The sequence below is a fragment of the Gardnerella sp. DNF01195 genome, from assembly GCF_049244175.1.
In the GTDB taxonomy this organism is placed as follows: domain Bacteria; phylum Actinomycetota; class Actinomycetes; order Actinomycetales; family Bifidobacteriaceae; genus Bifidobacterium; species Bifidobacterium leopoldii.
Genome location: NZ_CP058383.1, coordinates 1,007,271 through 1,030,216, shown reverse-complemented (window position 1 = coordinate 1,030,216; position 22,946 = coordinate 1,007,271). Strand labels below are relative to the sequence as shown.

Sequence of the window (22,946 nt, the reverse complement as noted above, 5' to 3'; positions counted from 1 at the left end):
GTTTTTAAGGAATAGTCATGAATGGTAATAAGAACAGTCAGAGTGCTCGTAAATTATGCTATTTAGGACCGGAAGGTTCTTTTACTCATCATGCATCTTTAAAAGTTCAAGAACAATGTCAATCATTTGATAATTTGCGACTTATTCCAACTGCTTGCGAGAATGTTCTTAGTATTGCTAGTGAAATTGAAGAGCATCACCATTGGGGTGTTATTGCGTGGGAAAACAATATTGAAGGCGTTGTAATACCTAATTTAGATTTACTCATTGATGCAAAGAATATGGTTGGTATTGCTCGAATAGGCGTTGATATTAGTTTTGATGCTGTTGTTTGCAAATCAGATTCAATCGATAATTGCTCTACTATTGTTGCTCACCCTCACGCGTTGGCGCAATGTCGTAAGTTTTCTCAAGAGCGCGGTTTACAAGAAAAAACTGCGTCTTCAAATGCTGCTGCTTGTAGGGATTTAGTTCCTGGCGAAGTTGCTTTATGTCCTAAAATTTGTGCTGATTTATACAATAGGCAGATTGTGAGCGAAGCAGTTGAAGATTTTTCTGGCGCGCGCACTGAATTTTTAGTGTTAGCTCCTCGAGATCAGGCTTTAGATTTTGTTAATGTGCAGCGAGAAAATTTTTCATCTTTTTCATCAATTATTGCGTTTATTCCGCGTTCTACAGGTGCTGGAGTGTTAGCAAATTTGCTTGATGTTGTGCGAGATCATGGCCTTAATATGACTTCCTTTATGTCTAGACCAATTAAAGGGCAGGATGGTTTATACAGTTTTATTGCAACTGTTGATGCTGCTCCTTGGGATTCTACGTGTAAAGCTATGATTCAAGAGGTTGTTGAACATGGTGATTGGGTTCGAGTTTTAGCAGTGTATTCTTCTGATAAACGCAAGAATCCGGTGATGAATGATTGGATGCTACCTCATGGTGGAGTGTGCGTTGAACCTTCAGTTGATGCTTTACGTAATTTGAACGTAATGCGTGCAGAAAGAGAATTATTATGGTAGAAGATGCTGAATTTTCGCAAAAATTTTCTGTTGGCATTGTAGGTCTTGGTCTTATTGGTGGATCTCTTGCAAAACGACTTGCTAAACTGGCAAATTGCAACGTATATGCATGGAATCGTCATAATGAGCCTTATGACGAAGCTAAAAGTTTAGGAATTACTTGCGTAGAAAAAGTGCAGGATTTAGCAAAACTTCGTCCAAATGTTTTGATTTTATGCAATGCTTTAGCCGCTATGCCAAGTATTTTGCATGAAATTGCGCCTTATATTGACAAATCTTGCACAACTATTAGCGATGTTGGCAGCGTAAAAACTTTAGTTCGAGAGCAAGTAAAAGACGCAGGTTTGCAAGATTGCTACGTTGGTGCGCATCCGATGGCTGGTAGTGAATTTACTGGTTGGAAAGCTTCTAGTGATGAGCTTTTAAATGGTGCTTTGTGGGCTTTAACTGTTGATGATTCTACTGAGTTTTGGCGAGTTAGAAATATTTTGCAAATGATTGTTTCGTTATGCAAGAATCGCGCAATAGTTTTGGATGATGCAACGCACGATAATTCTGCAGCTCTTATTTCTCACATGCCTCATGTTGTTGCAACAGCTCTTGCAAACGTATTATGTGAACAATCTAATCGTGCTATTGCTTTACAACTATCTGCAGGTTCCTGGCGAGATATGACACGAGTTGCTCTTACTGATCCTCAACGCACTCGTGCTATGGTAAGTGAAAATCGGCATAATACTGCGAAATTATTGCGTTCCGTAATTTCTGAGCTAACTTTTGCTGCAAATATGTTAGATAATGATGTTGAAACCGCGGATGCTTTAGAGCAAGAGTTTTTTGCTAAAGCTCAATCTTGGAGAGAATATAAATACCTGCAGCGCAACTCGTCTAAAACTAGTACGCAACAAAGCGACGATGCTAAGCAAAATGATGATGCAAATAGCAGATTGTGGAAGTATGATTCTCAAATCAATTGGCAGCAGGAATTACTAGAATCCGCGCGCTCAGGTGAATTCATTATTGAATTTTACGGATTTAATACCAACGAATCTTCGCAACTACTATTGCGCGCAGATAGTTCGCTAAACAACTTATAATGTGAGTTCCTCTTTGCTGTGGCGCGAGTTTTGGGGGATTTCTCTCCTCGCGCGTCCCGTCCTTCGGGCGCTCTTGCTGCTAAAAGAGTTCAGTGTGTTCGCCTTTCTTTAAAGAATGTAGCTTCTCAGTCCTCTTTTAGCGCTCGTAGAGAAATCCCCCAAACTCTGCATGCTAATTCGTTAATAACCGTGCTCATCGCAGAGATTTTTCGATTTTTCTTCTTCGCTTGGCGAATCAGCAGCCTGCGGCTCTGACGTTCGCCGCGCTCAGTGCGAAAAATCTCAAATCTCTACCACACGAATAGAAAAAATGAAGTATTACTACACACTAAGCGGCTTTTGGAATTTGCGTTCTGGGATTGGCTTTAAACGGTAAATGGTGTTGGCATCAATGAACATTTCTTCGGCAGCTCTAGTGCCGTTTGCTGCAGGATCTCGAAGTAAGTGAAGCATTACCCCGTCCCACTCGAGTACGTGCCCGATCGCATCATGGTACTCGATTTTTTGTGTTCCATCGTTATTGTTTTCTATAATTTTGTAAGTTCTTACTACTATGCGCGAGCCTGCAGGTATTTGCTTCGGTAGTGTAGTTGAATTCCGTGTTTGTGTGTTCATAACATGCTCCTTGGTGTATTATGCATGTGACTGAAGTATATGGCAAACGTTTTGTTTTAAACTTTTATGGAAGGGTGAGTTAAGCATGAGCAACAATAAATTTGTTTCTGAAAATTTCTTAGGTTTACCTTCTAAATATATGAGTTTAATAGATGATTATATTGATTATGTTCGTGCTAATAAAGGCTTGGGTGAACGCACGCAGAAAGCTTATGCCAGTGATATTTTGCAATGTTTAGCATGGTGTAATCGGCACGGATTTAATAATATTTCAGAGCTTACTACGGATGATTTGCGTTCGTGGATGGCTGATGAGTCGCGAAGTCATGCGCGTTCAAGTTTGGCTCGCAAAGTAGTTGCGGTGCGTGGTTTTTTTGCGTGGTGTCAGCATGTTGAATACATAAGCAGTAATCCTGCAGAAATTTTAATGACGCCAAAAATTAAAAACATGCTACCATCTGTTTTGGATGAACATCAAGCAGAATCATTAATGAATAATGTTGATTCTAAAGCTAATGTTTCATCTTCGTGTACCAAAAATCAGAAAGCTGTAGGACTTCGCAATGCTGCAATTCTGGAGCTTTTATATGCGACTGGTATTCGTGTTGGTGAGCTTACTAGTTTAAATATTCAGGATATTAATTTTTCCTCGCACACTATAAAAGTTACTGGTAAGGGAAATAAGCAGCGTGTTGTGCCTTTTGGGGTTCCTGCTTATAAAGCTTTATCTGCTTGGATTTCTAAAGATGGACGAGAAATTTTATTGCGGAATTCTGTTGAAGAGGCAGCATTTCTCGGTACTCGCGGAAAGCGTATCGATCAGCGTTTGGTAAGGCGGATTGTGCATGATGAGGCTAAGAGTGCGCATGTTCCGGATATTTCTCCTCATGCTTTGCGGCATAGTGCTGCTACGCATATGTTGAATGGAGGGGCAGATTTACGCGAAGTGCAGGAATTATTGGGTCATTCATCGCTTAATACTACTCAGCGTTACACTCATGTTTCTATTGAATCTTTAAAACGTAAGTATTCTCAAGCTTTTCCGCGTGCATGATATTAAATGCTTTAAGTATTCAATTATTCATATTTAACATGTTTTTTACATAATAAATATGTTAATTTACATTTTTGTAATATACATATACCTGTAAAAAACAATAAATTTTACTATATAAATAATAAAATTTTCGGTATTTATAATTAAATCTAGACTTAAATAATTAATTATTACTAATATACAATATTTTTTTCAATTTTCTTTTACTATTGCATTGTTTGTAAAAATACGTATCATTGAATTTTAATCAACGAAGAGGCCTCGTCATTGGCTTGCGAGAATCCATCTGGCAATAAAAACCGGATGGATTTTTATGTTTTAGCTGATGCTTGGCTTTTTTGTGATATGACAATCCTGCCTACCAGACGTTAGGAGAAAATATATGAAGAATAGGGCTTTGGCTTTCGCTGCTGCTGCCTGCTCGCTGGCAATGTTACTTGGTGGCTGTGGCTCTTCCGCTAAGAATGCACAAACAAACGGTGGCAAGGTTATTATTACCGTTTCAAACTCTGAGCCACAAAACGAATTAGTCCCTGGAAACATTAACGAAAATGCTGGCGCTCGTCCTGCCATGTTGGTTAATTCCACGTTGGTAACTTTCGATGAAAAAGGTAATCCTGTAAATGAGGATGCTGAAAGCATCACTCCAAATGCTGATGCTACCCAGTACACCGTGAAGGTTAAGAAAGGAAAGAAGTTCAGCGATGGCACTCCTATTACAGCCGAAAGCTTTGTGAAGGCTTGGAGCTTCGTCGCTAACGCTAAGAATGCTCAGAAGTGTGCTTCCTTCTTCCAAACCATTAAGGGTTATGCTGATTTGCAGAAGGATGGTACTAAGGGTGACGAACAGCTTTCTGGTTTGAAGGTTGTTGATGAAAATACTTTTACCGTTGATCTGGAACAGCCAGATTCTGTATTCCCAATTAAGGTTGGCTACTTGGCATTTGCTCCACTTCCGGAATCCTTCTACAAGGATCCAAAGGCTTATGGCGAAAAGCCTGTTTCTTCTGGTCCATACTTGTTCAAGTCTTGGGATCACAACAAGCAGATCGAAGTTGTAAAGAATCCTGATTACAATGGTCCGCGCAAAGCTCAGAATGATGGCGTAACCTTCAAGGTTTATACAGATGGTAACGCTGCATACCGCGATGTGCAGGCTGGAAACCTCGATATGACTGATAATATTCCAGATACCCAAACTAAGACTTTCCAGAAGGATACAACTGTTAAGGCTTACAACCGTCCAGGTTCTGTAATCCAGCAGTTCACTATTCCTTCAAGCCTCCCACACTTCGATGTAAAGACTGAAGAAGGTAAGCTTCGTCGTCAAGCTATTTCTATGGCTATAGATCGTAAGGTGATTATCGACAAGATTCTCAATGGCACTGCTTCTCCTGCAAACGAATTTACTTCTCCATTGACTCCAGGCTATAAGGCTGATCTTAAGGGTCACGAGAACGTAGAATTTAATGCAAAGAAAGCTAAGGAACTTTGGGCTAAAGCAGATAAGATTTCTAAGTATGATGGATCTCTTACTTTCTCCTACAATGCCGATGGAAATGCAAAGTCTGTGTTTGATGCTGTTGTGAATTCCCTCAAGAATAATCTCGGAATCAAGGCTGAAACCACCCCAATTCCTACATTCCAGGAATTCCGTAATGCTTGCGCTAAGCGTCAGATTAAGGGTGCATGGCGTGCAGGTTGGATGCCAGATTATCCAAGTGCAGAAAATTACTTGACTCAGGAATTTGCTTCCGTTGCAGCTGATGGCAATGGCTCTAACGAAGGTGATTATAAGAATCCAAAGTTCGACGATTTACTTAAGAAAGCTGCATCTTCTAAGCCAGAAGAGGCTATTAAGCTCTATCAGCAAGCAAACGAAATCCTTCTTGAGGATCTTCCATCTGTCCCATTGTTCTACTCGAACGCTAAGGCTGTGATGGTTCCAACTTTGAAGGGCTTCACAATGGATTGGCAGAATATGCCGCTGTACTATCAGCTTCACAAATAAGCTGGTAGCTAATTAAGAAAACAGCATAGTGTTACATACTTTTTAGAAAGTTAGTAAGTAACACTAGTTGGTTCCTCTCAATAATTTGATATCGCTTATTGCGAAATTGCTGCTCCAGCTAAACTAGTTAAATAAAACTATTGAGCTGGAGCGGCACTTTGTTGTTTTTTGAGTAAGTTTTAACAATTCAAGGAGAATTCGATGGGTAAGTACATTCTGCGTCGTATTTTGCAGATGATTCCTGTTGTTCTCGGCACAACATTATTAGTTTATGCTTTAGTATTTGCTTTGCCTGGAGATCCAGTAAAAGCAATGTTTGGAGAAAAACCTGTTAATCCTGCAGTGGCTGCACAAATACGAGCCGAGTATAACTTAGATAAACCATTTATTATTCAATATTTACTATTCTTAAAGAATGCTCTTACCCTCGATTTTGGTCATACTTTTGCAGGTCAACCAGTTATCGATGAAATTGGTCGTGCATTCCCAGTTACTGTTCAACTAGCAATTATGGCATTCGCTTTCGAAGCAATATTTGGTGTCATATTTGGCATAATTTCAGGTTTGAAGAAAGGCAAGTGGTATGACAGTGTGATCCTGGTTGTATCACTTCTTCTTATTTCTGTTCCAACATTTGTGACAGGTTTCGTAGGACAATACTTATTTGGTGTTAAATGGCGTATATTACCAGTTACAGCTAGTAACGATCCTGGATTCTTCGATTTGCTTCTTCCTGCAATGGTTCTTGGTTCTGTGTCTATGGCGTATATCATTCGACTTACAAGATCTGAAATCTCTTCAAATATTTCGCTTGATTATGTGCGTACAGCTCGTGCAAAGGGCTTAAAAGAAGGCTCTGTTATTGTTCGCCACGTTTTGCGCAACTCGCTTATACCTGTCGTCACCTTCTTAGGCCAGGATTTGGGTGCTCTTATGGGCGGTGCAATGATTTCGGAAACAATCTTCAACATTCATGGCGTTGGATTCCTCACATATCAAGGGATTCTAAAAGGAGAAGGAAACCTTGTTGTTTCCATTGTCACGCTTTTGACATTGATATTTGTATTTAGCAATTTTCTTGTTGATATGTTGTACGCGGCTCTTGATCCGCGCATTCGTTACGCGTGAGGGGAGTACACTATGGAAGATAATTTGATGAAAAATGATTTGATTGCAAATAATGCTTCAAATTGCAATATATTACCGGGGCAAGAACGCTACGTTGCACCATTAGACGATACGCCTATTCAAGAAGTGGATTCCGTAGACGAATCCGCTGCTGCAACGAGTATGTGGGCAGATACCTGGAGAACTTTGCGCAGGAATCCATTGTTTATTGTTTCTGCAGTTTTGATTATTGCAATTATTTTTGTTGCATTCTTCCCAAGCATTCTTACAAAGCACAATCCTAATTATTGCGTTTTGGAACACTCTCTTGAGCCAGCTTCAGCCGCGCATCCATTTGGTTTTGATATGCAAGGTTGCGATATTTATGCTCGAGTTGTTTATGGTACTCGTACATCGCTAAGTGTTGGTTTGCTTGCAACTATTTTGGTTGTACTTGTTGGTTCTTTGATTGGTGCGTTAGCAGGATTCTTCGGAGGCTGGGTTGATACTATTCTCAGCCGAATAACTGATATCTTCTTGGCTTTACCAATGCTTCTTGGTGCAATCGTAGTTTTACAAATGTTCCGTACATCTAAATCAATTTGGAAAATTGTGCTTGTTATGGTGCTTTTTGGATGGGTTAGCGTTGCTCGTATTGCACGAAGCGCTGTTATGGAATCAAAAAATCTTGAATTCAATACCGCATCTACTGCTTTAGGATCTACTCCAATACGTAATCTTTTCAAACACATTATCCCGAACTCTTTGGCTCCAATCATTGTTGTTGGAACAACTTCGCTTGGAACTTATATTGTGTTGGAAGCAACATTAAGCTTCCTTGGAATTGGTTTACCAAGTACTACTGTCAGCTGGGGTGGAGATATTTCTACCGCTAGAAATGTTCTTACTACGAACCCAGAAGTCTTGTTCTATCCGTCTATTGCACTCGCAATTACTGTGCTCGCCTTTATTATGATGGGTGATGCTGTAAAGGATGCATTAGATCCGAAGAGCCGTAAGGCGTGAATTTAGCGTGGAGGAATAAAACTTATGAATACAACACGTAAAGATATAGACATTCGCGCCATGCAGCTAGAGCAAGGGCCATTGTTGGAAGTAAAAAATCTCCAGGTTGATTTCACAACAGACTCAAAAAAAGCTGTTCATGCTGTTAGAGATGCTAGCTTCTGTGTTTATCCTGGTCAGTGGGTTGCAATTGTAGGTGAATCTGGTTCAGGAAAGTCCACTTCTGCAATGGCTGTTCTTGGTCTTCTTCCTGGAACCGGTCATGTTACAGGTGGATCTATTAAGCTCAAGGGTAAAGAAATTAGCAGTTTGAAGCCAAAAGAGATTGCTGCTTTGCGTGGTACTGCAATGGGTCTAGTTCCGCAGGATCCTATGAGCAACTTGAACCCCGTGTGGCGTATTGGCGAACAAGTTAAAGAAGCATTAATCGCAAATGGTGTTGACGTTGATCACGAGAAGCGCTCTTCATTAGCTGAGGCTCTTGCAGGCGATTCTGTTCAAGTCAAAAGCAATGAGGATGAAACATTCCTTGGCTCTAAAGAATTACCAGATTTGATTGAAGTCGCTAAGAAAGCTTTGAAAGAAGTTGGACTTGATGAGCATAACGATGCTGAAAAGTTCAATGAAGCTATTGATTACTACAAGAAAGAGTGGGTTCCAGGCTCTGAAACTCGTTGGCGCGTAGCAGACGATTTAATCAAATATGGTGTGAATGACGACAAAGCTTGGGAAATCGCCAAAAAGTATGTTGTAGGTGCAAGCGTTGAAGATCGTATTGCTGGTTTGCTTGACGAAGCTGGTTTGCCAGATGCTGCAACTCGTGCACGTCAGTTCCCACATGAGTTTTCCGGCGGTATGCGTCAGCGCGCTTTGATTGCCATTGGTTTGGCTTGCCGACCGGACTTGCTTATTGCAGATGAGCCAACTTCCGCTTTGGATGTTACTGTGCAAAAGCGTATTCTTGACCATTTGCATACACTAACTGATTCGCTCGGAACTTCTGTTCTCTTCATTACACACGATTTAGGCTTGGCTGCCTCTCGCGCGCAGCATGTTGTTGTTATGTATAAGGGTCGTGTTGTTGAATCTGGCCCATCGTTGGAAGTTTTGCAGCATCCTCAGCATCCGTATACAAAGAGACTTGTTGCTGCCGCTCCAAGCTTAGCTTCTCAGCGCATTATTTCTGTTAAAGAACACGGTGGTAATGCTGATAACTTGCTTGAGCATCACGTAGTAGGTGAGCAAACTCTCGAAAAAAGTGAGCATATTATTACTGTGGATCACTTAACTCGTGAGTTTAAGCTTCCTCGCAAGAAAGAGCTTTTTAAGGCTGTTGACGACGTTTCATTCTCTATTAAGCGTGGTACAACGTTAGCTATCGTTGGTGAATCTGGTTCAGGTAAATCTACCGTTGCGAATATGGTTTTGCGACTTCTTAAGCCAACAAGTGGAACTGTTACTTACGAAGGTAAGAATATTTCCGATTTAAAGGGTGCGGATTTGCTTGACTTCCGTCGCCATGTGCAGCCAGTTTTCCAGAATCCGTATGGTTCTTTGGATCCTATGTACTCAATTTATCGTTCAATTGAAGAACCTCTGCGTATTCATAAGATTGGTGATAAAAAGAGTCGTAAAAACCGTGTGGTAGAGCTTCTAGACATGGTTCGTATGCCTGCTTCAGTTATGACTCGATTCCCGAACGAACTTTCTGGAGGACAGCGTCAACGAATTGCAATTGCTCGTGCTATGGCTTTGGACCCAGATGTTATAGTTTGCGATGAAGCTGTATCTGCTTTGGATGTGCTTGTGCAAGATCAGGTTTTGCACTTGCTTAACGATTTGCAGGCAGAGCGTGGTTTGAGCTATTTGTTCATCACACACGATTTGGCTGTCGTTCGTCAGATTGCAGACGAAGTTGTTGTTATGCAGCATGGAAAGCTTGTTGAGCATGCAACTACAGATGAGGTATTCGATCATCCACAGATGGAATACACTCGCGATTTGCTCGATGCAATTCCAGGAGGAAATTTGGAGCTTGGTTTAGACTAAATAGTACAAGCTGATAAAAAGGTGCAGGTTTTATAGAATCTGCACCTTTTTATTTTTCTATTAATTCCGTGTTTATTGGTTGAGTAATCCATAACTTGTAATCTGTGTTGGTTGCGTGATTTATGTCCGTTGTTTAGTGATGGAGCTGTTTGTGTTGTGTACATATTAGAGTTGATTACATGATTACAATTACGACTTCGAATTTAAATGGTATTCGTGCAGCTGAGCGCAAAGGTATGCTTAACTGGTCTGACGCGCATACTCCAGACGTGTGGTGTATGCAAGAAGTGCGCGCTCCGCAGGATGCAATCGACCCAATTATGACAAAAATTGAAATGGGATATCGTACGTCTGAAAATATCGTAAATTCTATAAAAAACGATAATTTTACTTATACGAATGAAGTTTGCCGTGTAAAAGGTCGAGCTGGAGTAGCTCTAGTTACGTCTCTTCCTGTAGTTGAAAAACGCTACGGTTTGCCTGGTTTAAGTGAGGATGTTGATTCTGGGCGATGGGTTGAAACTGACGTGCGTACTCCTGACGGCTATAAAATCACTATTGCTTCTGTGTATGTTCATGCTGGAAATGTGGACGATCCGCAAAAAATGCAACAAAAATTCCGCTTTTTAGACACAATGCTTACTCGTTTAGGGGAGCTTCGAGATGCAGCAGCAAGTGGCGGAAATCAAGCGATTTTGTGCGGTGACTTTAATATTGCGCATACTTCACTTGATATTAAAAACGCTAAAGCTAATGAAAAAAGTGCAGGATTCTTGCCAGAGGAACGTGCGTATATTGATCGCTGGATTAACGAATATGAATTTGTGGACGTTATGCGTATGCTTGCAGGAGATATTCAAGGACCATACACTTGGTGGAGTCAGCGCGGTAAAGCTTTCGACAATAACGTTGGTTGGAGATTAGACTACCAGTTCGCAACTCCTGAAATTGCGGAAAGCGCTCGCGGATTTGTGATCGATCGTGCTGAAAGCTATGATGCGCGATGGTCTGATCACGCGCCGTTAAGTATAAAGTATGACGTGTGATGCGTAAGTATTAATTTGCATAATGTGAAATAACTAAGTAATCACATGTGTATATGAATGTACTATATACGCAAATTTTTCAGTGCTTTGCTTGTGCTATTCTGGTGAAGTTAGGCAATTTACAATAATAAGTAATAAATATATTTTTGTAGATTTGTTGTTTTAAGAAATGAGGAATAATGGGTTGGTTATTTGGCCGACATGAAGAAGAAAAATCTTCAAAAGTTGAAGACAAAATCGTAGAGGTAAAAACTGGTCCATGGGATTTCAATGATGAAGATGCTCCTGATTTTAGCGATTATCTAGATTTTGGTTCAATCTATATTCCATACTTTCAAGGCATTGAGTTGCGAGTAAAAAAGCAGCATGAAACATCGCAAGTTCTTGGTATGACAGTAACTTATGGTTCTTCAAGCGTAGAAGTTGAAGCTTTTGCTGCGCCTAAAACATCTGGTATCTGGCTAGAAGTGTGCAAAGATTTGCTTGATGGAAATAGTCAAGCGTGTACAGTACAAGGCGAATTTGGTACTGAGCTACTGTTACCTGTAAAAGTTGGAGAAAAAACCATTACAACGCGTATTGTTGGCGTTGATGGTCCTAGGTGGATGCTTCGCGGAGTATTCTCTGGGCCTGCAGCAACAGAGCTTGCAGATAATAATAACGAAACAAAACAATTAGACGAATGGTTTAAGGGGATTGTTGTAAATCGTGGTGAAGAGCCGCTTGCGCCTCGCGATTTTATTCCTATGCATGATCCAATAACTAGAGAAGAAAAAGAAGCTGCTTTAAATGCAGAAAATAGCGGTAAAGATGGGGAAAATAATACGTCTGATGAAGATGCTAATAATGCACTAAAAAAAGACGATAAACCATTAGGTTACGACCAACAAGTAGAAGTAAAAACTACGCTTACACGCGGTCCAATGTTTGCTGAAATTAGATAATGCAAGTAGTAGAAAGTTAATTGAATGGATTCACAAGAATCTTTACAGAAATCCGAAGAAGAGTTTTCTTCGCAAGAGTTTTCAAATGAAGTAAAACTCAACGATTCTGCGCAAACCAACGATTCTGCGCGAACCAAAAAACGCTCAGGACTAGCGACATTGGCTTCAATCGGAGCCGAAGGATCTACATTTTCTGTAATTGATTCAATGGGTGGCGTTCGAGGCGTAATCGAATCCATGCTTCCAGGCTTGCTGTTTGTTATTTGCTTCGTTGTAACACGAAATGTGCAAACAACGGTTATTGTTGCAGCTGTGATTGCTGTTTTACAAGTTGTGATTCGTCTTATTCAGAAGCAATCACTTATGGGAGCAATTAGTGGACTTATTTCCATTGGAATCTGCCTTGTTTGGGTGTGGACGAGTCACCAAGCGCGCGACTACTATATGATGGGCTTTATTACGAATGCTGTTTATGGTGTGCTTCTTGCGATTTCGCTGATTGTGCGCGTGCCTGCTTTAGGGCTTGTAATTGAATCAATTCGCAAAATGCCTACAGAAAACTTCGGTGCGTGGCTTCACGAATGGCTCGGTTATAAGCCGCTTAAGCGAGCGTATATGTATGTAACAGGATTGTGGATTGCTGTTTTTGTGCTGAGGCTCGTTTTGCAAGTGCCATTATATTTGACGAATCACGTTGTGTGGCTTGGCACAGTGCGTTTGATTATGGGATTGCCGTTTTGGGCGCTCGCAATTTGGGTTTCTTATTTGATTATTGCAACGCCGTTTATGCGTCTTCATCATAAAAATCACGAAGAAAAGCAGAGCGAAGAAAATCAGCTTAACTAAAATCAGCCTAACAAAACGCAAAACTAAGGGGTAGTTTATGCAAGTGACGATGCGAATCGAGCGATATGCGGATCAAGGCAGATGCGTAGGTCATCTTGACGGACGCGTTGTATTCGTGCGATTTGCGCTGCCCGGTGAGCTGGTTGTTGTGCGCATGGATGAGCCGATGCGTGCAAAAGCGCACTTTTTTACTGGCGAAGTTGTGGACGTTTTGGAGCCTAGCGCGGATCGTGTAGAGCCGCAATGGAAACTCGCTGGTCCTTTGGCTCAGGGTGGTGGAGTTGGAGGAGCGGATTTAATTCACGTTTCTTTGCCTGGGCAGATTCGTTGGAAGGCTTCCGTAATTGCTAATCAATTCCAGCGTTTAGCGCATATGGATGTTGCGGAAAGCGATGTTAACGTTGAGCGTATGCCGGGGGATGAGGAGCTTAACGGATTTAATTGGCGTACGCGCATGGAGTTGGTTGCAGATCATGAAGGGCGATTGTCTATGCGAAAGCGCGAGTCGCATGATCGCATTGCGATTGATACTATGCCACTTGCGTCGCGCGCGGTTTTAGCAGTTGCGGATTCTTTGGATTTGTGGAATCGCAAATTTGAGCCAAATTCGCAAATTCGACTTGCTGTTCCAGAGCCTCGAGTTGATGGTTTGGATTTTGGTGTTTCTGGTGATAAGTCTGCGCTCCTTAGTGAGATTGGCGAAAATTATGCGCTTATAGTAAATGATGAGTTGGTTGCAGGCTCGGCTTTGTTGCGCGAGCGTGTGCGCGTTGCGGTTGATGGTGATTCATCTCGTGCGCGTACTTTTGATTACGATGTTGACGCGCGTGGTTTTTGGCAGATTCATCGCGCAGCTCCAGAACATTTGGTGAACTACGTTTTGGGATTAGTTCGTTCTGCGCTTGGTGGGCGCGCTAAGAATACTGTTTTGTGGGATTTGTATTCTGGATCTGGTTTGTTTACGATTCCGCTTGCAACTTTGGCTAATGTTGGCGGAGATGTTGATGGTTCTGCAGAGCCAGCGCGCGTGCTTAGTATTGAGGGTGCGCCGATTGCTGTAAAGAATGCAAGGCGAAATATTGGGCGCGCAGGTCTTGGCAGGGATGTTATTGAAGCGCTTGAAGGCGATGTTGCGCAAACGCTTGAATCGCAGATATTTAAGGCGAGTAAGTCATCTAAGATTGTGCGCAGATTTGCGCATCCTGATGTTGTTGTGTTAGATCCTCCGCGCGCTGGTGCTAAAGCTCAAGTTTGTAAGCAGATTGCGAAGTCTGGAGCAAGAAGTGTTGTGTACGTTGCTTGCGATCCGACTAGTCTTGCTCGCGATGTCGGCACGTTTAGGGAGCTTGGTTACAGCGCTCAGTCTTTGCGCGCGTTCGACATATATCCCAACACTCATCACGTCGAGAGTGTTGTATTGATGTCAAAGGCTGATTAGGTGGGTGCAAGTTTGCCCTTGTGTAGCAGGGGTTAGCGAGGGCTATCGTTAAAAGGTTTAATGCGAAGCGGCTTTAAGCTGGGTTCTCGCGGTTTTTGAGCGTGATTTTGCTGTATGAGGGAACATGTCGACGCTTTAGGGTCGAGTGCACAGGATGTTAACGTTAAAAAGTGCACCCACTTTGCACCCAGCTGGTGAAGTGGGGAATGTCAATCAACGTTGAAGCTCTAACCCTGCTATCGCGCGATTAGCAAAGCTAATCGATGCGAAGCAGAGGTAGGTCTCATGTCAAGAATCTCCAAGAGAAGCGACCGAATAGGAAGCTTCGATTGGAAAGATTCGACGGCGGAGGCTCTAGTATTGATGACAAGAATAAATTAGAGTTTGTGGAGGACTGGATTGAATATAAAAGTAAAAGAAATTGAGAATAAACTAGAAAAGGAATCTGTATCGAGAGAAGTATTGTATGATCTTCAAGAATGGTTTGGAATGCCAGAAAGTACAGAAGAATATATTCAAGATTCACAGGAAAAGCCTTTTCTTGCTTGTTATATTAATGATAAACTTGTTGGGTTTATTGTGTTAAACGCAACCAGCAAGGATTGTGCAGAGATTTTTGTGATGGGTATAAAAAAGAAATTCCATAGAATGGGAGTTGGCTCGGTACTTAACAAAGCATACGAAGCTATGGCAAGGAAGATGGGTTACACATACTCACAGGTAAAAACTGTTCAGATGGGACACTACAAAGAATATGATATTACAAATCATTTTTATATCGCGATGGGATATAAAGAATTGGAATGTTTTCCAACTTTATGGGATGAGTGGAATCCGTGTCAAATATATATTAAATATCTAGGAGTGTGAGAACTCTAAGTTTATTTGCTTGAAACCTTTTAACGATAGGCAGAGATAATTGTTAAAAGGTTCATGGATATGTTTCTGCATACGAACATGTCGATAAGACATACCTAGTGTTTACTCGTTTAATGTGAAAGCTGCGGCGGAGGCTCTAGTATTGATGACAAACGAATAGAAAAAAAGAGAATTGAGGGAAAGTGTATGTTAGAAAGTAGACCTGAATTTAAAGATATAAAATCATTTGAAGAATTCAACAAATATTATTGGTATCGAGAGGAGTTATCAAAAGTTTGTAAGTCTCTTGGATTAGAATATAGAGGAACAAAAAAGGAACTGAATTATATTATAGAAGAATATTTTAAGGGAAATAAAATAAAAAAATCTTCAAGGAATAAAAATAAAAAGATAACTGATAATATAACATTAAATACTCCATTACTAGAATGTGGATTTTCATTCAATCAAAAATTTAGAGACTATTTTTCAGAGCAAACTGGAATTAAGCCATTTAAATTTAATGCGAATATGGCAGAAGCTTGGCGAAAAGTAAAAAGAAAGAACGACAAAAATTTTACAATTAAAAATATGCTTGATGTATATAATGGAGACTCTGATTACGCAAAATATGATAATACTACTAACCAATGGAACCAGTTTGTAAAAGATTTTAACTTAGATGAACGTAGTGATAAATTTTCTAATAAGATGAAAGTTGCTGCAATTCTTTGGAACGAAGTGAGAGAATCTAACCAAAGTAAAGTATATTCAAAAGAGCTTTTAAGCAAATATGCAGATAAAATAAAAGGATATTGTAAATGAGTAAATTCTACATTATATAATGTGCATTATATATCAAAAATATAAAACTAGATATGTTTCCAAATACGTACTAGTATAAAAAACCTATGATATGTTTACCAATACGAGGAAAACATTAAAAAAAGTCAATGATATGTTCGCGAAAACGAAAAAATGAACTTTTTATCCATAGTGTTGACTCCAGGCAACTGGCGACAATGAGTTTAATGTAACCTACAGTGTAGACCAGCTCATTACAGAGGGAGAAAATACAAAGACCGTCCACTCTGCTTATATAGTGAGTGTCTATGTAGATGGTTCTGGAAATATGGTACTGGTTAAGAATCCGACCATTACCAACATACCTAAGAAATCAAGTTATAAACCAAAAGCCATTGAAAGTGAGGGGACGGTTGATTCCATTACAACCAATGAAATCAATGAGTTTTTAACGACGTTCTTCAAGCTCTATCCTACAGCGACAGCCAGTGAACTTTCCTACTATGTGAATGACGGGATATTAAAACCAATCGGAAAAGAGTACATCTTTCAAGAACTGGTAAATCCTATTCACAATCGTAAGGATAATCAAGTCACGGTATCGCTGACAGTGGAGTATATCGACCAGCAGACCAAAGCAACGCAGGTATCTCAATTTGATTTGGTACTTGAAAAGAACGGGAGTAATTGGAAGATTATAGAATAACAAATATTGGTACATTATTACAGCTATTTTGTAATCACGTACTCTCTTTGATAAAAAATTGGAGATTCCTTTACAAATATGCTCTTACGTGCTATTATTTAAGTATCTATTTAAAAGGGAGTTAATAAATATGCGGCAAGGTATTCTTAAATAAACTGTCAATTTGATAGTGGGAACAAATAATTGGATGTCCTTTTTTAGGAGGGCTTAGTTTTTTGTGCCCAGTTTAAGAATACTTTTATCATGTGATTATGAAGTATACAGAAAATATCTGTATGCTTATGATTGTGCATTTATTTCCCAGTGATAAGAGTATCTGTCACTGGGATTTTTTATGCCTTTTTGGCTTTTGAATGGAGGAAAATCACATGAAAATTATTAATATTGGAGTTTTAGCTCATGTTGATGCAGGAAAAACTACCTTAACAGAAAGCTTATTATATAACAGTGGAGCGATTACAGAATTAGGAAGCGTGGACAAAGGTACAACGAGGACGGATAATACGCTTTTAGAACGTCAGAGAGGAATTACAATTCAGACAGGAATAACCTCTTTTCAGTGGGAAAATACGAAGGTGAACATCATAGACACGCCAGGACATATGGATTTCTTAGCAGAAGTATATCGTTCATTATCAGTTTTAGATGGGGCAATTCTACTGATTTCTGCAAAAGATGGCGTACAAGCACAAACTCGTATATTATTTCATGCACTTAGGAAAATGGGGATTCCCACAATCTTTTTTATCAATAAGATTGACCAAAATGGAATTGATTTATCAACGGTTTATCAGGATATTAAAGAGAAACTTTCTGCCGAAATTGTAATCAAACAGAAGGTAGAACTGTATCCTAATATGTGTGTGACGAACTTTACCGAATCTGAACAATGGGATACGGTAATAGAGGGAAACGATGACCTTTTAGAGAAATATATGTCCGGTAAATCATTAGAAGCATTGGAACTCGAACAAGAGGAAAGCATAAGATTTCAGAATTGTTCCCTGTTCCCTGTTTATCACGGAAGTGCAAAAAACAATATAGGGATTGATAACCTTATAGAAGTGATTACGAATAAATTTTATTCATCAACACATCGAGGTCAGTCTGAACTTTGCGGAAAAGTTTTCAAAATTGAGTATTCGGAAAAAAGACAGCGTCTTGCATATATACGTCTTTATAGTGGCGTACTGCATTTGCGAGATTCGGTTAGAATATCGGAAAAGGAAAAAATAAAAATTACAGAAATGTATACTTCAATAAATGGTGAATTATGTAAAATCGATAAGGCTTATTCTGGAGAAATTGTTATTTTGCAAAATGAGTTTTTGAAGTTAAATAGTGTTCTTGGAGATACAAAACTATTGCCACAGAGAAAAAAGATTGAAAATCCGCACCCTCTACTACAAACAACTGTTGAACCGAGTAAACCTGAACAGAGAGAAATGTTGCTTGATGCCCTTTTGGAAATCTCAGATAGTGATCCGCTTCTACGATATTACGTGGATTCTACGACACATGAAATTATACTTTCTTTCTTAGGGAAAGTACAAATGGAAGTGATTAGTGCACTGTTGCAAGAAAAGTATCATGTGGAGATAGAACTAAAAGAGCCTACAGTCATTTATATGGAGAGACCGTTAAAAAATGCAGAATATACCATTCACATCGAAGTGCCGCCAAATCCTTTCTGGGCTTCCATTGGTTTATCTGTATCACCGCTTCCGTTGGGAAGTGGAATGCAGTATGAGAGCTCGGTTTCTCTTGGATACTTAAATCAATCATTTCAAAATGCAGTTATGGAAGGGATACGCTATGGTTGCGAACAAGGATTATATGGTTGGAATGTGACGGACTGTAAAATCTGTTTTAAGTATGGCTTATACTATAGCCCTGTTAGTACCCCAGCAGATTTTCGGATGCTTGCTCCTGTTGTATTGGAACAAGTCTTAAAAAAAGCTGGAACAGAATTGTTAGAGCCATATCTTAGTTTTAAAATTTATGCGCCACAGGAATATCTTTCACGAGCATACAACGATGCTCCTAAATATTGTGCGAACATCGTAGACACTCAATTGAAAAATAATGAGGTCATTCTTAGTGGAGAAATCCCTGCTCGGTGTATTCAAGAATATCGTAGTGATTTAACTTTCTTTACAAATGGACGTAGTGTTTGTTTAACAGAGTTAAAAGGGTACCATGTTACTACCGGTGAACCTGTTTGCCAGCCCCGTCGTCCAAATAGTCGGATAGATAAAGTACGATATATGTTCAATAAAATAACTTAGTGTATTTTATGTTGTTATATAAATATGGTTTCTTGTTAAATAAGATGAAATATTTTTTAATAAAGATTTGAATTAAAGTGTAAAGGAGGAGATAGTTATTATAAACTACAAGTGGATATTGTGTCCTGTATGTGGAAATAAAACACGATTAAAGATAAGGGAAGATACTGAATTAAAAAAATTCCCCCTCTATTGTCCGAAATGCAGACAAGAAAATTTAATTGAAATAAAGCAGTTCAAAGTAACTGTGATTACAGAGCCAGACGCAAAGACGCAGAGCCGATAAAATGAGATTAATACAATCTCATTTTATCGGCTCTTTCCGTTATGTATGGATTCTTTTAATTAGTCTTCGATGTTTCTTGCTTCGTTGATACCGCTGGCTAAAGATTCCATTAAGGATAGTTCTTTGTCTGTAAAGCTATCCATGTATTTCTCTATCTGTAATCGTCGGGTGCTTTTTACCAAGTTATTAGCAGGTAAGAAAAATTCGGCAGTGTCAAGAATTTTGTGTAAACTCCACTAGTTGTCAATCAAGCTATCAATCCAATAATATTTGCTTTTCTACGAAAAGCAAATATTATTGGATTTCGAATTTTTCGTGCAGGTCATAAGACGCTAATCCAAATCCTCTATGAATTCTTTCTTTAGATAATTCATTTTGTTCAATACAAAATACTCCTAGATAACGATTTAAACTATCCTCTGCTGGAAACTGTTCCTTTGCTTTTAATCGTTTTTTTTTTAGTTGCTTATTGAGACTTTCAATTAAATTAGTCGGGTGCATTTTAGTCCTTGTGTAGCAGGGCTTAGCGAGGGCTATCGTTAAAAGGTTTAGTGAGTGGCGGCTTTAGGCTGAGTTCTTGTGGTTTTTGAGCGTGTTTTGGCTGTATGGGGGAAGATATCTACGCTCTAGGGTCGAGTGCACAGGATGTTAACGTACTTCGCTTGCGTTGAAAGCACACTGTGCTTTCAACTTTGAGCAAGCTCAGCGAATCGAAGTGCATTCGCGAATTATGTTATTCCTCACGGCTATTAGTAGCCGTTCGGCTGATTTGGCATGTAAAGTCCACTGGACTTTACATGCCAAATCACGCTTTGAAGGAGCTTGAAATGCGTTATACAATTTCAAGCTCTGTCAAAGCGCCCATGCAAGTCGATTCGCCACTTTGCACCCACCCTGTGAAGTGAGGATATACAGTATAGTTTGCATAATTATTTATTACGCAAAAAACATGATAATAAAATTTATACAAGCAAAAAGAGATGTTACTCAAATGACATAATTGTAAAAAGTTACTTTATAACATTCTCCTATATCGTGGGGCTTAAATCTAAGCCCCACTTTTTATATTCAAAACTATTTTTTCAAATAAATAAAAGTCAAAGACTTTACATATTTAACGCTTATTCTTAGCTAAAATACCTGTTTTTAATATCATTTGTAAGCATACGCTGAACAAAAAAATACAAAACAATATATTGCATATAAAAGGTGAAATACTGCGCGCAATTATTGCGCCTAAGTTTACAGTAAATGTCGCAAAAATACCGATAATAATTCCTTCAGTAAAATGAGTATAATGGTAACGAGCATTAGCAATACTACCACTTATAGCTGTAGGAAGCATGACAAGCAAAGCAGTTCCTCTTGCCATAAGGTCTCCCATGCCGAGCAAAAGTTGCACGCATGGCACTATAATTCCTCCGCCACCAACGCCTAAAATACCTGAAAAAATACCAGAAACAACGCCTATAAATATAAGACATATAGCTTTTAAAAAACTAACATTAAAATCTACATTTCTTAACGGAATCCAAATTTGACTAGAACATATAACTAGTAATACAAAAAGTATAAAACACCAAGGAAATATTTTTTTAGGCAAAATATGTGAAAAATATACCCCAATTTGTGATCCGAAAACTGAACCTATTATTAGAAAAAATGCTGATAAAAATGACACTTTGCCGTTTAAACCGTAAACAATGCTTCCACAAAGCGACGTTATAATTATGGCAACAAGAGAAGTAGCACTAGCATGACGCTGATCAAATTTCATAAAAACAGTTAATGCAGGAACTATCACCATTCCTCCACCTACACCGAACAATCCTGATAAGAAACCTGCTAATAGTCCAATGAAAACGATTAAAACAATATTCTGGAAATTATATTTGATTTTAAAAATATTTCTCAACATATATCTTTTCTTCACAAATTACCTCCTCGTACTTTATTCACTACTTTTACTAGATTATATGAAAAATAGAATATTTCTATACTAGTTCAATTGTAATTTATGTATTTATTTATCTAATTAACGTAAGTAATGGATAATAAGAAGTTTATCGCAGAGACGAAAGATGTTCGTTTAACGGTGAAACGTGCTGATACATTTGGCGTGAGCTTTGTTAACTGTGAACAAGATATATTGAGGGTTGAGGAAGCGCAAAATGTTATAAGGCTTATTCAAACTAAAAAAGTTTCAGCTTCGAATTGGCTGAGGTGGTTTACTCAGGGTATGCCTGAAATTGTTGTGAGTTTGCCACATGATGTGGAAGTTTGCGAGGTTGAATCTGATTCTAATCAAGTGCTCATCACGGATATTGAGATTGGTAAGCTTTATGTAGAAGTGAACAATGGCTTTGTATCCACTGGAGAAAGATAAAATTCATATTTAATGAAATTGACAATCAGGCCTTATGGAGGGTTTTATGGCTGAGATTTGGGATGCGTATGATAAAGAATTTAATAAATTAAAGAATATTACATTAGTGAGAGGAGAACCAATTCCTGACGGCATGTATCATTTGGTGGGCGAAGTAATTGTTAAACATATAGATGGTACTTACCTTATTATGCAAAGAGATTTTGAAAAGAAATTCGGTGGAATGTGGGAGTTGACAGCAGGTGGTTCTGCATTGCAATATGAAACACCATTAGAATGTGCAGTAAGAGAATTAAAAGAAGAAACAGGTATTGAAGCTTCAAATATTATGGAGATCGGAAGATTTGTGCAGGATGTTTACCACTCTCTTTATGTTGAATATCTATGCGTAACCGATTGTAAGAAAAATGCAATTGCTCTTCAAAAAGGAGAAACGGTTAATTATAAGTGGGTAGATAAAAAGAGCCTTTTGGAAATGAGCCAAGACGAGTTAGTATCATCAAGGGCAATCAAACTTATTAAAACAGTAGATATATAAATTCAAGTTTGGCTGTATGAGGGAAGATATCAACGCTCTGGGGTCGAGTGCACAGGATGTTAACGTACTTCGCTTGCGTTGAAAGCACACTGTGCTTTCAACTTTGAGCAAGCTCAGCGAATCGAAGTGCATTCGCGAATTATGTTTTAATCGCTCATGCAAGTCGATTCGCCACTTTGCACCCAGGTTGTGAGGTGGTAAAATATAGTTCAAAAGGTAAAATGAAACCTGATTATTAGTATGTGCACGAGGAGGTGTTTAAGGATAATGGACAAGCTCGTTCGTTTTTGCCGTGAAGTAGCGATGTTCGGCTTGACGGTTGCCTTAATCGCGATGCTGGTTGCCTTAATATGGGATGGCACACTTGCTATTAGAATTGGTTTTACCTCTTTTGTTATTGGTGTCACAGTGATCTCGCTTAAGACTGTCCTTCGAAAGACTGATTGAATTTTGTGAGGTTGAATCTGATTCTAATCAAGTGCTCATCACAGATATTGAGATTGGTAAGCTTTATGTAGAAGTGAACAATGGCAAGGTAGAAGTTGTTAATTTGAAGGCGGATGATGTCTTTCTTAAATGTTATAATGGGCTGGCTTCAGCAACAAACGTAGAAGTAACTCATGTTTGTACGCTTGATACGTTAAATGGCATGAGTATTTTAGAAGGAACAATCACCAAGGATGCAAGCCTTGAAGTAGATTGTGAGAATGGTGTCACCGAGGTTTCAGATAAGAAGAAGGTAAATTGTAAAAACGATGGATTTGCGCATTACATGGTGCACTGTCTTAATGGGAAAGCTATTGCGAAGTAGCAGACATATAGATCAAA

General features: G+C 39.2%; 22 protein-coding genes and 4 pseudogenes. 21 read left to right on the top strand and 5 right to left on the bottom strand.

What is annotated here, in order from left to right:
* The first annotated feature begins 17 nt into the window (after window positions 1-17).
* Window positions 18-1,016 (top strand): prephenate dehydratase domain-containing protein, encoded by a 999-nt coding sequence (locus HXT43_RS03840; protein ID WP_004573916.1) that lies wholly within the window; start codon window positions 18-20, stop codon window positions 1,014-1,016.
* Window positions 1,010-2,113, top strand: a complete 1,104-nt coding sequence (locus HXT43_RS03835; RefSeq protein WP_064340236.1) for a prephenate dehydrogenase — start codon at window positions 1,010-1,012, stop codon at window positions 2,111-2,113. The genes HXT43_RS03840 and HXT43_RS03835 overlap by 7 nt, the downstream gene beginning before the upstream one ends.
* 321 nt (window positions 2,114-2,434) lie before the next feature.
* Here HXT43_RS03835 and HXT43_RS03830 read toward each other — a convergent pair whose 3' ends face one another.
* Window positions 2,435-2,728, bottom strand: coding sequence for a DUF6725 family protein (locus HXT43_RS03830; RefSeq protein ID WP_064340235.1), 294 nt, complete (start codon window positions 2,726-2,728; stop codon window positions 2,435-2,437).
* A gap of 85 nt (window positions 2,729-2,813) precedes the next feature.
* On the opposite strand from HXT43_RS03830, the gene HXT43_RS03825 reads away from it, so the two are divergent.
* The 15 genes and pseudogenes from HXT43_RS03825 (at window position 2,814) to HXT43_RS03755 (ending at window position 19,194) form a co-directional block, all read left to right on the top strand.
* Complete coding sequence (locus HXT43_RS03825) at window positions 2,814-3,782, top strand: tyrosine recombinase XerC (protein ID WP_117008927.1); 969 nt, start codon at window positions 2,814-2,816, stop codon at window positions 3,780-3,782.
* 385 nt (window positions 3,783-4,167) lie between these two features.
* Window positions 4,168-5,796 carry a peptide ABC transporter substrate-binding protein gene (locus tag HXT43_RS03820; RefSeq protein ID WP_101885958.1) on the top strand — a complete coding sequence of 543 codons (1,629 nt, stop codon included), beginning with the start codon at window positions 4,168-4,170 and terminating at the stop codon, window positions 5,794-5,796.
* A 201-nt stretch (window positions 5,797-5,997) separates the two neighbouring features.
* Window positions 5,998-6,924 carry an ABC transporter permease gene (locus HXT43_RS03815; protein ID WP_004105077.1) on the top strand — a complete coding sequence of 309 codons (927 nt, stop codon included), beginning with the start codon at window positions 5,998-6,000 and terminating at the stop codon, window positions 6,922-6,924.
* Window positions 6,925-6,936: 12 nt separating this feature from the next.
* On the top strand, window positions 6,937-7,929 hold the full coding sequence (locus HXT43_RS03810; protein WP_004105075.1) for an ABC transporter permease: 993 nt from the start codon (window positions 6,937-6,939) through the stop codon (window positions 7,927-7,929).
* Between the two features lie 24 nt (window positions 7,930-7,953).
* Window positions 7,954-9,978: a dipeptide ABC transporter ATP-binding protein gene (locus HXT43_RS03805; RefSeq protein WP_004105069.1), complete on the top strand. Its 2,025-nt coding sequence runs from the start codon at window positions 7,954-7,956 to the stop codon at window positions 9,976-9,978.
* A gap of 179 nt (window positions 9,979-10,157) precedes the next feature.
* Complete coding sequence (locus HXT43_RS03800) at window positions 10,158-11,024, top strand: exodeoxyribonuclease III (RefSeq protein WP_117008926.1); 867 nt, start codon at window positions 10,158-10,160, stop codon at window positions 11,022-11,024.
* A gap of 179 nt (window positions 11,025-11,203) precedes the next feature.
* Window positions 11,204-11,968: a DUF3710 domain-containing protein gene (locus tag HXT43_RS03795; RefSeq protein ID WP_004105066.1), complete on the top strand. Its 765-nt coding sequence runs from the start codon at window positions 11,204-11,206 to the stop codon at window positions 11,966-11,968.
* A 24-nt stretch (window positions 11,969-11,992) separates the two neighbouring features.
* On the top strand, window positions 11,993-12,814 hold the full coding sequence (locus HXT43_RS03790; protein ID WP_410294652.1) for a DUF3159 domain-containing protein: 822 nt from the start codon (window positions 11,993-11,995) through the stop codon (window positions 12,812-12,814).
* A gap of 37 nt (window positions 12,815-12,851) precedes the next feature.
* Window positions 12,852-14,252, top strand: coding sequence for a class I SAM-dependent RNA methyltransferase (locus HXT43_RS03785; RefSeq protein ID WP_410295133.1), 1,401 nt, complete (start codon window positions 12,852-12,854; stop codon window positions 14,250-14,252).
* 399 nt (window positions 14,253-14,651) lie between these two features.
* Entirely contained in the window at window positions 14,652-15,122 is a 471-nt protein-coding gene (locus HXT43_RS03780) for a GNAT family N-acetyltransferase (RefSeq protein WP_004111719.1), read from the top strand.
* 195 nt (window positions 15,123-15,317) lie between these two features.
* Window positions 15,318-15,935, top strand: coding sequence for an SAP domain-containing protein (locus HXT43_RS03775; RefSeq protein WP_004574894.1), 618 nt, complete (start codon window positions 15,318-15,320; stop codon window positions 15,933-15,935).
* 178 nt (window positions 15,936-16,113) lie between these two features.
* Window positions 16,114-16,620: pseudogene (locus tag HXT43_RS03770) on the top strand (conjugal transfer protein); the annotation flags it as partial.
* Window positions 16,621-16,871: 251 nt separating this feature from the next.
* Complete coding sequence (locus tag HXT43_RS03765) at window positions 16,872-16,973, top strand: tetracycline resistance determinant leader peptide (protein ID WP_207719977.1); 102 nt, start codon at window positions 16,872-16,874, stop codon at window positions 16,971-16,973.
* A 15-nt stretch (window positions 16,974-16,988) separates the two neighbouring features.
* On the top strand, window positions 16,989-18,908 hold the full coding sequence (gene tet(M), locus HXT43_RS03760; RefSeq protein WP_415707187.1) for a tetracycline resistance ribosomal protection protein Tet(M): 1,920 nt from the start codon (window positions 16,989-16,991) through the stop codon (window positions 18,906-18,908).
* Between the two features lie 118 nt (window positions 18,909-19,026).
* The gene (locus tag HXT43_RS03755) at window positions 19,027-19,194 is read left to right on the top strand and encodes a cysteine-rich KTR domain-containing protein (protein ID WP_000336323.1); all 168 of its coding nucleotides are present in this window, start codon (window positions 19,027-19,029) and stop codon (window positions 19,192-19,194) included.
* A gap of 59 nt (window positions 19,195-19,253) precedes the next feature.
* Here HXT43_RS03755 and HXT43_RS03750 read toward each other — a convergent pair.
* From HXT43_RS03750 to HXT43_RS03740, 3 genes and pseudogenes are all read right to left on the bottom strand, one after another.
* Window positions 19,254-19,400, bottom strand: a pseudogene (locus HXT43_RS03750) (XRE family transcriptional regulator); the annotation flags it as partial.
* A gap of 88 nt (window positions 19,401-19,488) precedes the next feature.
* Window positions 19,489-19,689 (bottom strand): annotated as a pseudogene (locus HXT43_RS03745) (transposase); the annotation flags it as partial.
* Between the two features lie 619 nt (window positions 19,690-20,308).
* Entirely contained in the window at window positions 20,309-21,112 is an 804-nt protein-coding gene (locus tag HXT43_RS03740) for a sulfite exporter TauE/SafE family protein (protein ID WP_415707252.1), read from the bottom strand.
* A gap of 129 nt (window positions 21,113-21,241) precedes the next feature.
* On the opposite strand from HXT43_RS03740, the gene HXT43_RS03735 reads away from it, so the two are divergent.
* Together HXT43_RS03735 and HXT43_RS03730 are read left to right on the top strand one after the other, a co-directional pair.
* Window positions 21,242-21,580, top strand: a complete 339-nt coding sequence (locus tag HXT43_RS03735; RefSeq protein WP_004573940.1) for a hypothetical protein — start codon at window positions 21,242-21,244, stop codon at window positions 21,578-21,580.
* Between the two features lie 46 nt (window positions 21,581-21,626).
* Window positions 21,627-22,118 carry an NUDIX hydrolase gene (locus HXT43_RS03730; RefSeq protein WP_004573943.1) on the top strand — a complete coding sequence of 164 codons (492 nt, stop codon included), beginning with the start codon at window positions 21,627-21,629 and terminating at the stop codon, window positions 22,116-22,118.
* Here HXT43_RS03730 and HXT43_RS03725 read toward each other — a convergent pair.
* Complete coding sequence (locus HXT43_RS03725) at window positions 22,080-22,280, bottom strand: hypothetical protein (RefSeq protein WP_410295094.1); 201 nt, start codon at window positions 22,278-22,280, stop codon at window positions 22,080-22,082. The two genes, HXT43_RS03730 and HXT43_RS03725, sit on opposite strands and share 39 nt — an antisense overlap.
* Before the next feature lie 105 nt (window positions 22,281-22,385).
* Here HXT43_RS03725 and HXT43_RS03720 point away from each other — a divergent pair, with 105 nt between their 5' ends.
* Together HXT43_RS03720 and HXT43_RS03715 are read left to right on the top strand one after the other, a co-directional pair.
* Window positions 22,386-22,565 carry a hypothetical protein gene (locus HXT43_RS03720; RefSeq protein WP_004104935.1) on the top strand — a complete coding sequence of 60 codons (180 nt, stop codon included), beginning with the start codon at window positions 22,386-22,388 and terminating at the stop codon, window positions 22,563-22,565.
* A pseudogene (locus tag HXT43_RS03715) lies at window positions 22,561-22,929 on the top strand (hypothetical protein); the annotation flags it as partial. The gene HXT43_RS03720 and the pseudogene HXT43_RS03715, both read left to right, overlap by 5 nt.
* Between the last annotated feature and the right edge of the window lie 17 nt (window positions 22,930-22,946).